This window comes from Kibdelosporangium aridum (assembly GCF_900176515.1).
In the GTDB taxonomy this organism is placed as follows: Bacteria; Actinomycetota; Actinomycetes; order Mycobacteriales; family Pseudonocardiaceae; genus Kibdelosporangium; species Kibdelosporangium aridum.
The window spans coordinates 45,976-57,318 of the sequence record NZ_FWXV01000011.1; the positions used below are offsets into that span (position 1 = coordinate 45,976).

Annotated in this window: 9 protein-coding genes; 3 read left to right on the plus strand and 6 right to left on the minus strand. The window is 67.2% G+C overall.

Translation table 11 applies throughout. The features are described from left to right. Nucleotides 1–41: 41 nt before the first annotated feature. Nucleotides 42–920: an SDR family NAD(P)-dependent oxidoreductase gene (locus tag B9C43_RS43110; protein ID WP_084433184.1), complete on the plus strand. Its 879-nt coding sequence runs from the start codon at nucleotides 42–44 to the stop codon at nucleotides 918–920. 65 nt (nucleotides 921–985) lie between these two features. Here the strand turns inward: B9C43_RS43110 and B9C43_RS43115 are convergent, their stop codons facing one another. Next, a complete protein-coding gene (locus B9C43_RS43115) occupies nucleotides 986–1,726 on the minus strand; it encodes an SDR family NAD(P)-dependent oxidoreductase (RefSeq protein WP_084433467.1) in 741 nt (246 codons plus the stop codon). Between the two features lie 50 nt (nucleotides 1,727–1,776). Then, nucleotides 1,777–3,387 carry an AfsR/SARP family transcriptional regulator gene (locus B9C43_RS43120; RefSeq protein WP_084433185.1) on the minus strand — a complete coding sequence of 537 codons (1,611 nt, stop codon included), beginning with the start codon at nucleotides 3,385–3,387 and terminating at the stop codon, nucleotides 1,777–1,779. Between the two features lie 46 nt (nucleotides 3,388–3,433). On the opposite strand from B9C43_RS43120, the gene B9C43_RS43125 reads away from it, so the two are divergent. Beyond that, entirely contained in the window at nucleotides 3,434–6,565 is a 3,132-nt protein-coding gene (locus B9C43_RS43125; protein WP_084433468.1) for an AfsR/SARP family transcriptional regulator, read from the plus strand. Between the two features lie 32 nt (nucleotides 6,566–6,597). Here B9C43_RS43125 and B9C43_RS43130 read toward each other — a convergent pair whose 3' ends face one another. Both B9C43_RS43130 and B9C43_RS43135 read right to left on the minus strand, forming a co-directional pair. Further along, a complete protein-coding gene (locus B9C43_RS43130; protein WP_084433186.1) occupies nucleotides 6,598–7,053 on the minus strand; it encodes a hypothetical protein in 456 nt (151 codons plus the stop codon). A gap of 340 nt (nucleotides 7,054–7,393) precedes the next feature. Continuing rightward, nucleotides 7,394–8,143, minus strand: coding sequence for a TetR/AcrR family transcriptional regulator (locus B9C43_RS43135; RefSeq protein ID WP_084433187.1), 750 nt, complete (start codon nucleotides 8,141–8,143; stop codon nucleotides 7,394–7,396). 74 nt (nucleotides 8,144–8,217) lie between these two features. Here B9C43_RS43135 and B9C43_RS43140 point away from each other — a divergent pair, with 74 nt between their 5' ends. Beyond that, on the plus strand, nucleotides 8,218–9,702 hold the full coding sequence (locus B9C43_RS43140; RefSeq protein WP_200825957.1) for an FAD-dependent monooxygenase: 1,485 nt from the start codon (nucleotides 8,218–8,220) through the stop codon (nucleotides 9,700–9,702). Nucleotides 9,703–9,759: 57 nt separating this feature from the next. Here B9C43_RS43140 and B9C43_RS43145 read toward each other — a convergent pair whose 3' ends face one another. Together B9C43_RS43145 and B9C43_RS43150 are read right to left on the minus strand one after the other, a co-directional pair. Next, nucleotides 9,760–11,007: a DUF1700 domain-containing protein gene (locus B9C43_RS43145; RefSeq protein ID WP_084433188.1), complete on the minus strand. Its 1,248-nt coding sequence runs from the start codon at nucleotides 11,005–11,007 to the stop codon at nucleotides 9,760–9,762. Continuing rightward, the gene (locus B9C43_RS43150) at nucleotides 11,004–11,327 is read right to left on the minus strand and encodes a PadR family transcriptional regulator (RefSeq protein WP_033382453.1); all 324 of its coding nucleotides are present in this window, start codon (nucleotides 11,325–11,327) and stop codon (nucleotides 11,004–11,006) included. The genes B9C43_RS43145 and B9C43_RS43150 overlap by 4 nt, the downstream gene beginning before the upstream one ends. Between the last annotated feature and the right edge of the window lie 16 nt (nucleotides 11,328–11,343).

The following is an 11,343-nucleotide window of genomic DNA, read 5'->3' on the forward strand; positions in this document are numbered from 1 at the left end:
CAGGCTAAAAGCAACAAAAAGTTGCTTTTAGGGAGACGGGTATGGGGACACCGAGCAGAAGAGCCGTGTTGGGCGGGGCCGCAGGTGTGGGACTCGGAGCGCTGGCCACGCAGGCGGCCGCCACGACGCCTGGCCGGTTCAGCGGGAAGGTCGTGATGATCACCGGCGCGACCTCGGGTATCGGCGAAGCGACCGCCCGCGCCTTCGCAGCGACGGGGGCGAGAGTCGTGTTCTGTGGCCGCCGCGCCAATTTAGGCCGGGAAATCGAGAGAAGCATCCGGGCGGCAGGCGGCGAGGCCACCTACATACAGGCCGATGTGCGGGTTCCCGACGAGGTCCGGCACTTCGTGGACGGCGGGGTCCGGCGGTACGGGCGGCTGGACATCGCCTTCAACAACGCGGGCGTGCAGATCAGCGCGAAACTGCACGAAGTGACGGCCGGGCAATGGGACGACGTCACGAACACCAACGCGCGCGGAGTGTTCCTGGCGATGAAGTACCAGATTCCCCACATGCTCGCTCGCGGCGGCCACATCATCGTGAACTCGTCGGTGGGTGCGATCGTCGGCCGCCCCAACCTGTCCACGTATCAAGCCACCAAACAAGCCGTGCAGGCGCTGGTCAAGTCGGCGGCGCTGGAGTACGGCGCCCAGGGCATCCGGGTCAACGCGATCCTGCCCGGCATCACCGACACCGCGATGATCCGCCCGCCTGGTCTTGACGACGCGACCTGGCAGCGCGCGCTCGCCTACCTTGGCCAGGAGAACGTCGACGGGCTGAAGAAAGTCGCCACGCCTGCGATGATCGCCCAGGCTGTCCTCGGTCTGGCGGGTGACGAATTCGCTTATCTGACAGGGGCTTGTGTACCGGTCGACGGCGGAATCGCCGCCGGGCGCCGGATGCTGGTGCCCTCGCTCTGACGGGGAATGGAAGGGAAGTGGCCCGCACGAGCCGCTTCCCTTACCAGTCCTTCAGCGGCCGAGTCTCAGACCGCCACGTAACCGCCGTCGGCGTTGAGCACCGCGCCGGTGATGTAGCTGGATCGTGAGGACGCCAGGAACAGCACGGCCTCCGCGATCTCGTCGGGTTCGCCGACCCGGCCGAGCAGCGTGTCGGCACCGAACTGCTCGAAGGCTTCCCCGACTTTCTCAACGGCGTTGTCGGTGCGGATCGGGCCGGGCGCGACGGAGTTGACCCGTACGCCCGCAGTCCCGAATTCGGCGGCCCACGACCTGGTCAGCGCGTCCATCGCGGCCTTGGAGGCGGAGTAGACGGATGTGCCCGCGGGACCGACCTGCCCGGCGACCGACGAGACGTTGACGATCGAGCCACGTTTGCGGGTGATCATCGACGGCACCAGAGCGGCCGTGAGGAAGTACGCCGCGCGCACGTTGATTCCGAACACCTGCTCGTAGCTTTCCAGCGACTGCTCGGGGGTCGGCGCGAACGGGTAGATGCCCGCGTTGTTCACCAGCACGTCGGTCTCGCCGACTTCCGCGGCCACCCTGCGCACGTCCTCGATGTCCGCCAGGTCAGCCAGGATCAGATGCGCCTCCCCACCGGCCTGCTCGGCCAGCCGCACGGTTTGCTTGCCGAGCTCTTCTCGGCGGCCGACGATGTGGACAGTGGCACCCGCCTCCGCGAGCTTGACCGCGATCGCGCGGCCGATGCCCGCGGTCGCGCCGGTGACCACTGCCCGCTGCCCATCAAGTTCGTTAGTTCGCATGTCTACGAACTTGCTCGGCACCGATGGTCCAGCCATAAATTCGCGATGAATCAGCTGGTCAGGATGGACGTGGGCAGACCGAAGTACAGCTGCACGAAGCGCGGCAGCCGATACCGGCCGAGCTCGATCGGCTCGATCAGGTGCACATCCGCGAGCGCCTCCATGGCCAACTCGATCGCGTCCGGCGCGAGCCCGGACGCCTCAGCGACGTCGACCGTCCTGAACTCGGCGGTGTCGCGGCGCACGAGCCGCATCAGGAGATGTTCCTCCACGGCGCCGAGTTCCTGCTGTGCCCTGACCAACGGCGTCAGTATCGCCTGGCAGTCCACCGGAGTGGCGTCACCGACCGCCTTTTCCTGGCACAACTGCCGCAGCAGCATCTCCACCGTCCATGTTGGACGAGAGGCCAGCTTCCCGCCGAGCACCCGGATCGGCAGCGGCAAGCGGGACACGCGGTCCAGCAACTCCTCCACGTGCTCGGGTTCGACGTCCACCCGGTGCCCGATGGCTGTGCGCAGGAACGCCACCGCGTCCTGTGGCGCCAGTCCGGCGACGTTCACCCACGTCACGCCCGGCAACTCGTTGAGCCTGCGCACGCTGGTGAGGATCATCGCCGAGCCAGGGGTCGCGAGGTCACGGACGTCCGCGGCCCGTTCGACGTCATCCACGATCACCAGGAACCGCTTGCCGCGCGCCTTTTCCCGCCACAGCGCCGCTTTGTCGCCCTTGGGGTTCTCCACGCCGACCGCGCGCAGCAGCTCGCCCGCGACGTCCGTCGACCGGACGAACAGCTGTCCGTCCGGGAATCGGTGTTTGACGAGGTGCCCGATCCTGGTCGCGAGCGTGGTCTTGCCGCTGCCGTGCATGCCGGTGATCCCGACGGTGGCCGGCAGCGCCTTGAGCACCTGCGCGATCTCGGTTTCCCGCCCGGTGAAGTCGGCCAGGTCCAAAGGCAGTTGCTCAGGCCGGTACACGTACTTGAGGTCGCCGCGCAGGATGGACTCATGCAGCGCGCGCAGCTCGGGCCCCGGCTCGATGCCGAGCTCCTGGTTGAGGATCGAGCGCGCTTCGTGGAACTGGTCGAGCGCCTCCGCTTGTCTGCCGTCACGGTAGAGCGCGTACATCAGCAGGGCACGCGGACGTTCGCGCAGCGGGTGCGCGGCACTGTGTTTCTGCAGCTCCAGCACATCGAGTTCACGTTCGAGCCAGTCCTCACGGGCCTTGAGCCGTTGCTGGGACAGCCGGATACGCTGCGCGTCGAAGTAAGCGGACTGGAGGCCTTCCAGCGGCTCGCCCTGGCAGTCGTCCAGGACCTCCGCGTTGACGGCGTAACCGCCGTTGGCCGACTTCACGTCCAGCTCAGGCAGCGTACGGCGGAGCCGGTACATGTATGTGCGCACTGCCATCACCGCACTCGGTGTGGGTTCGTCCCAGACCATGCCGATCAGCTGGTCGTTGCTCAGCCAGACGCCGTTGTTCAGCAGCAGGGCGGCGAGAACGGAGCGTTGCTGGCGCGGCCCCAATTGGACTTCCTGACCGTCTCGGCAGGCGCGGACCGGACCCATCAGGGAGAAGCGCAGGCTCATACTCCGCGGCAACGCCTGGCGCCCCGGTTCGCTTCCTCGAAATCCGCTCAGCACGTGCTCGATGTTCAACTTCATGCGAACCGGACCGGGCGTGCCAAGCACCCATGACAGAATCGGCCGGGTGCAAATCGGGGTGCTTGGATCATTCGAGGTTCGTACGGACGACGGCACCGTCGCCGACGTGCCGGGCGCCCGGTTGCGCGCACTGTTGATCGCCCTCGCACTCGACCCGGGCCGGATCGTCCCGAAAGCGACGCTCATCGACTGGATCTGGGGTGAAAACCCACCGGCCGACGCGGCGAATGCCTTGCAGCGCTTGGTTTCCCGGCTGCGGAAGGCTCTGCCGGAACGGGAATTGGTCGAAGGGTTGACCGACGGCTACCGGTTGACGGTGGAGCCGGACGCTGTCGATGCCGTGCGATTCGAACGACTCGTCGGGCAAGCACGCGGTGGCGATGATCACCAGCAGGTCAAACTGCTGCGTGAAGCCCTTGGACTGTGGCGTGGCGCGGCCATGCAGGACGTCGGCTTGCAGGACAGCGGGGCATTCGACGCGGCGGTCACCCGGCTCGAAGGGCTGCGCGTCGCCGCGCTGGAGGACCGGTTCGACGCGGAGATCAGTCTCGGCCACGGTGCCGAGCTGGTCGCTGAGCTGACCGACTTGGTGGCCGCGCATCCGCTGCGAGAGCGGCTTGTCGCCGCGTTGATGCGTGCCCTCGGCGCGGCAGGCCGTAGCTCCGAGGCACTGGTCGTGTACCAGCGTGCGCGGGAGGCCCTCGCCGACGAACTGGGCGCCGATCCGTCACCGGAGCTGTCCGCGTTGCACGTGGCGCTGCTGCGGGGCGAGGTGGGACGGCGGGAGACAACCCGGAACACCAACCTGCGTGCCGAGCTGACCAGCTACGTCGGCAAGGACGCCGATGTCGCCGCGGTCCGTGAACTCGTCACTGAACATCGACTGACCACCTTGATCGGGCCCGGAGGCACCGGAAAGACCAGGCTGGCCACGGAAACCGTACGCACACTGCTCGGCGACCTGCCGGACGGCGCCTGGATGGTGGAGCTCGCGGCCATCGGCGCCGATGGTGACGTGGCGCAGGCGACGCTCGCCGCGCTCGGTCAGCGGGAAGGGCTGCTTGGCGGAGCGCCGGACGCCGAGCCGACGGACCGGGTCGTCGCCGCGATCCGCGATCGGCAGGTGCTGCTGATCCTGGACAACTGCGAGCACGTGATCGAGTCGGCGGCAGCGTTCGCCCATCGAGTGCTCGGTGAGTGCCAGCGGCTGCGGATCCTGGCCACGAGCAGGGAACCACTCGGCATCACCGGCGAGGCGTTGTGGCAGGTCGTGCCGCTGGCTCTGCCCGCGGAGCGGGAAGCCCCCGCCCAGATCGAGTCCTCGCCGGCCGTCCAGCTGCTGCGGGATCGAGCGAGCGCGGTGCGCAAGGACCTCGTGATGGACGCGTCGACGTTGTCCACGATGGCCCGTGTCTGCCGGGCGTTGGACGGAATGCCGTTGGCCATCGAACTCGCCGCGGCCCGGTTGCGCACCATGTCACTGGATCAGCTCGCCAATCGGCTCGACGACGTGTTCCGCCTGCTGACCGGCGGCAGCCGGACGGCATTGCCACGGCACCGGACGCTGCGCGCGGTGATCGACTGGAGCTGGGAACCGCTCACCGAGGCCGAACGGATGGTCCTGCGCAGGCTTTCGGTGTTCTCCGGCGGGGCGAGCCTGGAAGCGGCCGAGTGGGTCTGCGCTGGCGACGAGGGGGAAGTGCTCGACCTGCTGACCGCGTTGACCGAGAAATCCTTGCTGGTGGTCACCGAAGGCGACATAGCGCCGCGCTACCGGATGCTCGGCACGATCAAGGAGTACGCCGCCCAAAAGCTCGCCGAGGCGGGCGAATCGGAGTTCGCGCGCCGTGCGCATCTGGCGTACTTCACCGACCTGGTCGAGACCGCGGAGCCACATCTTCGCAGCGCCGAGCAACTGGAATGGCTTGCCACGCTTGACCTCGAGCAGGACAACATCGTTGCCGCGATGCGTGGTGCGCTCGCGGCCGGTGAGGCGCAATGGGCAATGCGCCTTGCGGCGTCGGCCAACTGGTACTGGTGGCTCGGCGGGCACAAGACTGTGGGCAGCGAGCTGACCATGGCGGCCACCGCTTTGCCCGGCGAGGTCACCGACGAGATCCGGGCCATTGTGTACTCGTTCGCCGTGCAGTTCGGGGTGTCCGGGCGCAGTGGCCAGCACGATGTGGCGGAGTGGATCCGCGAGGCGCACCGGCTCAGCCAGGGTGTCCAGGGCGGTCATCCACTGCTGAAGGTCGCCGCCCCACTGGAGCGCCTGCTGCACGGGCCAGACGCGGCACTGACAGCGTTCGAACCACTGCTCACCGACGACGAGCCTTGGGTACGTGCCCTGGCCCGGATCCAGCTCGGCAAGCAGCGGATCATGCTGGGCCACGGCGGGCGGGAGGCGGACGCCCATCTCGAGACGGCGCTCGCCGAGCTGCGCGCGATCGGTGAACGGTGGGCGATTTCGTTCGCCCTGATCGAGCTGGCGAACCGGATCGCCGTGCGCGGCGAGTTCGCCGTTGCGTGCGAGTACTACGAGCAAGCGATCGCAGTCGTCACAGAGGTCGGCGCGCTCGAGGACATCGTCGGGATGCGGTCACACCAGGCCCGGTTGTACTGGCTGCTGGGCGACAAAGAGGCGAGCGCGGCTGCCATAGCGGACGCCCAGCGGGCCGCGGAACAGGTCGCCTGGCCCAACGCGCTCGCGGAGCTGGCCCTGACAAAGGCAGAGCTCGCGCGCTGGAACGGCGACAGCGAGGAGGCACACCGCCAACTCGGCGTCGCGACAGCCACGCTGGGCCCCGACGCCGAGCGAGCCAACTACCGCGCGTCGATACAAGACCTGCTCGGCTACCTTGCCGACGATCTCGACAAGGCCCGCCAACATCGTGTCGCGGCCCTCCAGGCAACCGACGAGTCGAACGCACCGCTGACCGCGGCGATACTCGTCGGCATCGCAGACCTGGCCCTGCGCCAGGAACAGTTCGAGCAAGCAGCACGGCTGCTCGCCGCGAGTACGAGCGTGCGCGGCCTGCCGGATCGTTCCCTGCCGGACGTGGCCAGGATCGAACAGGCTGCCCGGAGTCACCTCGGCGACGCGCGGTTCGCCGAAGCGACCAAGGAAGGCACGCGGACAAGCTGGCGTGAGCTGGTCACGGTCACGCTCGGCGCGTAAATGCAGGACCTCGGGCAGTGGACGATTTCGCCCTACTGCCGACCGGCCCTGTCCTCAGTGGACTCGTTGTTCTCCGACCACTTCCGGATGTGGGTCAGGGCCGGTTCCAACACGGCCGCAAGGACGGCACGTAACCGGTCGGTGTGGTCGAATGCGAACCACCCACTTCTCAACCGGCTGCGCAGTACCGGGTTGTCGGCGTACAACGCGCCGAGCTTGTTGCGGCCCAACGTCTTCTCAAGCGTGTGCGGAGAGATTTGCATCCGGGACTCCGGCGGTACGTTGCCCCAATCGTCCTTCTTCGAGGTGTCCGCCACGTCCAGCACGAATCCCCAACCCAGCTGGGAATCCCAGCCGAACTTGTCGAGCAGGACCTTGACGTGCACACCGTTGGCCAAGCGGTAGTTGCCACGAGTCCCGGTGAAGCCCGCGCGCCGCACAACGTCTTCGAACTCGCGCAGTACCCCGTCCACGTCCGCCCGTTTCATGGCGCTGCCTCCGTGCTTGTTCATCGCAGGGCGGAGGAGAAATGTACCCCAGAATGACTGCAACGACCGCACACGCCACCGCGGTCGAGCCGCCCACCCAAGCCCAGGTTCGACGCACCGCACCATCATGGCAATGTTCGGCGCGGCAGGGAACCTGCATACCAACCGGACAAGAGCTTCGGCATTGAGCTGGCGACGCAGCCTCGCGAACTTCGACGCGTGGGCGGGGCACCCCACTCACGTCGCGTCTTCCAGGCGTCATGCAGCATCCGCGCGGCTGCGATGTACCACGAAGCCAGCGTGTCCAATGTAGACTAACAGGAGCTCTGCTGGACGTTCGTCAGTGATCGGGCGGGCTGAGTTTCAGCCTGCGTGCCGCACCGTCCAGCACCATGGACAGGCCGTGGCGGAACCGGTCGCGTTCGGACGTGTCGCCGATGAGGTGGGGAAACACATCGCGGGGATCCTTGTCGCCGAACAGTGCTTGGGTGTTCGGGAACTCGCCGGTCGCGTATTGGGCTTCGGCGAATCGGATGGCATTTTCGATCATCTCTTCGTCCACCGGAGCGTCCACCGTCGTGCGGAATTCCGCCGCCCGCAGCACATTGCCGTGCACGTAATCGTCCACTGTGGCGATCAGGGCGAACTTGGCCGCAGGGTCAAGGCCGGTATCGGCCAGTGCGGCGAGCGACTGTTCGAAGTGCCGCATGGCGTTGGGTCCGGCTGGTGCGTTCTGCAGTGACTGCAGAGCCCATGGGTGGCGCATGAGTACGTCCCACGTGCGCTCCGCGACCGCGGCCAGTGCGTCGTACCAATGGGCCGGGAACTCGTCGGCGGGGATCAGGACCTCACCCATGATCGCGTCGTCCATCAGTGCGACCAATTCGTCCTTGGTGCGGACGTAGTAGTAGAGGGTCATCGTTCCCGCGCCGAGCTCGCTGGCGATGCGGCGCATGGACACCGCGGCGAAGCCCTCGGTGTCGGCGATGGCCAGTGCGGTCGAGGCGATCTGGTCACGGGTGAACTTCGGCCGACGGGTGCCTGGCTCGGGTCGGGTCCAGATCAGTGCCGAGTCATCGCCGGTTGCCATTCGTACACCGTACCGTTAACGTTGTTCGTACGTCGTACGAGGATTTCGTACACCATACGAACAGGAGTCGGATCGTGATCGATGTGCTGGTCGTCGGAGCAGGTCCGACGGGACTCACACTGGCCTGCGAACTCGCGGTGCGCGGCGTCCGGGTGCGGATCGTCGACCGGGCCGCAAGCTTCTTCGGCGGCTCGCGCGCCGACGGCATCCAGCCGAGAACCATGGAGGTCTTCGCCGATATCGGGGTCCTCGACTCGATACTGGCCAGCGGCGATCTCGGCATGGTGATCCGTGCCTACAAAGGTGACGAGGTCGTCTGGAAAGGCCAGATGACCGAGCCAGTCGAACCGACACCGTCCGTGCCGTACCCGAACATCTGGTTCGTGCCCCAGTTCCGCACCGAGAAGATCCTCCGCGAGCGGCTCGCCGAGTTGGGCGGGCGCGTCGAACTGTCGACCGAACTGACCGACTTCACCCAGGACGTCGACGGTGTTACCGCCACACTGACCACCGGCGGGACGGTCGAGACGGTGCGTGCCCGATACCTGGTGGGCGCGGACGGCGGGCGCAGCACAGTGCGCAGGCGACTCGGCATTCCCTTCCCCGGCGAGACAGACGAGACCACCACGATGCTGTTCGCCGACGCGAGGGTGGACGGGATCAGCCACGACCACGGCCGGATCTGGCAAAACGGTGACGGTGGCGTCTCGGTCGTTCCGCTGGCCGGTACCGAACTGTTCGTCGTGACGGCACGGCCACCGGCCGACGAGCACGAGCCGATCCGCGACTACCTGCAGCGGCAAGTCACCGAATCCTCCGGCCGGACCGACATCCTGGTACGGGAGGTCACCTGGCACACGACCTGGCGGGCCAACACCAGGCTCGCCGAACGCTTCCGGGAAGGCCGGGTCTTCCTGGCAGGCGACGCCGGGCACGTCCACCCGCCGACCGGTGGCCAGGGCATGAACACCGGCATCCAGGACGGCTACAACCTCGGCTGGAAGATTGCCGCCACCTTGACCGGAGCCCCGGACGTCCTCCTGGACAGCTACGAACCGGAACGAATGGCGGCTGCACGCACCGCGTTGGACATCAGCACAGCGCTGCTGGAGAAACACCGGCGAGGAGACGACGACGCCCACATCCGCGGCCCAGAGGTGCACGGTCTCACGTTGCACTACCGCGGCAGTCCACTTTCGATCGACGACCGCACCGAACCCGGAGCGCTCAGGGCAGGCGACCGCGCACCGGATGCGCCCGCAACCATCGACGGCACGCCGGTCCGCCTGTTCGACCTGTTCCGTGGTCCACATTGGACATTCTTGGCCTTCGGCACGCCACCGAGCGAGCCACTCGATCCCGCACTGCGCGCGTACACAGTGGTCCGGCCAGGCGAGCCAGCGGGCGAAAACACATTGGTGGACAACGACGGACACATCCGCGCCAGCTATGACGCGAACGACGGCACCCTCATGCTGATCCGTCCCGACGGCTACATCGGGTTGGTCACTGACAGCAGTAGGCGCGCGACCGAGTACTGGACCGCCGTCATGAGCTGACTGGACAACGTGGACCCAGGAGCGGCCCCCGATTGCCGCTCCTGGCGTCCACGTTCCTCACTTCGTCGGCGTCGGGCTCGTCGGTGTGGACGAGGGCGCTGACGGCGACGAAGAAGGAGGCACTGACGTAGTAGGCGCTGGCGTGGAGGAAGGCGGGGTCGCCCTCGGGATCGCCGCACTGAACGGCACTTCCGTATTCTCGCGACAAACACTCCGATAGCCGGCTTGGTTGCCCTGGCTGTCGATGAATGGCTCCGAGCTCCGGTCGATCTGCGGGCGCGGGAACCGGTTGTCCTCGCCGATCTTCTCGCGGTAGCCGGTCGCGGCCTTGCAGCCGTAGCGAGTGAGCGAAATCGGCCGGCCCTGTTCGTCGTAGAGGTAGACGTCTGTCAGTGGCTTGCCCTCCGCGTCGAACGCGTAGATGTTCTCCACCTGGTTGCCGCCGTACCTCAACTGCTGATTGCCGTATTCGTCCGTCGACGGGTAGTAGGACGTCGCGTTCTGGTACGGCGTGCGGTTGCCGATCAGGTCCACAGTGGCGCCGAACCCGCCGAGCAGTCCGCCGATCACGAAGGTCGACACCGGCGCGACCACCCACAGCAGGCGCCTGTCACCGCCCACCCGTTGTCCGGCCCACACCGCCGCCACCCCTGCGGCGATCAGGAACGGCATCAGCAGCACTGCCTGGCGGTGTCGCGCCATCAGCAGCAGTCCGAACGCCACGAGCGCCAACGCACACAGCAGCCACCACGCCGGTTTGAGCGATCCGAGCCACCGAATCGCCTTCCCGGTGTCGTCCTTCTCCCGGGCGCGGGCCACTGTCGTGGACAGCCACTTCATTTCCGGCAGCGCCATCACCGATCCCACGCCGTCGCGCAGCAGCAAGACGAGGCTGATCACGAACACCGGGGCAGGCCAGCCCAGACCCAGCAGCATGTCCGGGTCGAGCGAGACGCCGGCCAGGAAGGCCACCAGCCCGGCGGCGACGGCGGAGAGCACAAGTCCCCACAACGCGATCCGCGGCCGGGCGAGGCCCTGTTTCGCCCTGGTCTTCTTGGCCTCGCCTGGTTCTGAGGCCGGTGGGTAGCCCCCGGCGGCACGCAGTTCCGCGGCGTAGCTCTCCGGCGTGCCCAGCCGTTCGATCATGGCTTCGACCCGTGCGCCCGGCCCCAGCTCGGACTCCAGTTCGGCCAGGTGCGGGCGGACATCCTCGAGGATCTCCTCGACCTCGCTCGCGGGCAGGTCGGCGAGCGAGGTCCGGACCCGCGCCAGATACACACGAACCGCAGTCGCCGTGTCACTCATGCTGCCTCTCCCAAAAGCGAATTCATCGTGGAAGCGAAGCTCAGCCAGGTCTTCCCGGACTCCGCGAGCCGGAGCCTGCCCGGCTCGTTCAGGCTGTAGTACTTGCGGTGCGGCCCCTCTTCGCTGGGCACCACATACGACGTGAGCAGGCCTGCCTTGTAGAGCCTGCGCAACGTCCCGTACACCGACGCATCCCCCACCTCGTCCAGGCCGGCCGCCCTGAGTCTTCGCAGGACGTCGTAGCCATAGCCGTCCTCGTCGCGGAGCACCGCGAGGACAGCGAGATCGAGCACGCCCTTGAGCAGCTGACTGATCTCCACCGCACCCTCCAGTCTT

Bases quoted from the DNA above. Each gene is read 5' to 3' on its own strand.
- B9C43_RS43120 (WP_084433185.1), bottom strand. From the start codon at position 3,387: ATGAAGTTGAACATCGAGCACGTGCTGAGCGGATTTCGAGGAAGCGAA.
- B9C43_RS43135 (WP_084433187.1), bottom strand. From the start codon at position 8,143: ATGGCAACCGGCGATGACTCGGCACTGATCTGGACCCGACCCGAGCCA.
- B9C43_RS43115 (WP_084433467.1), bottom strand. From the start codon at position 1,726: ATGCGAACTAACGAACTTGATGGGCAGCGGGCAGTGGTCACCGGCGCG.
- B9C43_RS43110 (WP_084433184.1), top strand. From the start codon at position 42: ATGGGGACACCGAGCAGAAGAGCCGTGTTGGGCGGGGCCGCAGGTGTG.
- B9C43_RS43130 (WP_084433186.1), bottom strand. From the start codon at position 7,053: ATGAAACGGGCGGACGTGGACGGGGTACTGCGCGAGTTCGAAGACGTT.
- B9C43_RS43145 (WP_084433188.1), bottom strand. From the start codon at position 11,007: ATGAGTGACACGGCGACTGCGGTTCGTGTGTATCTGGCGCGGGTCCGG.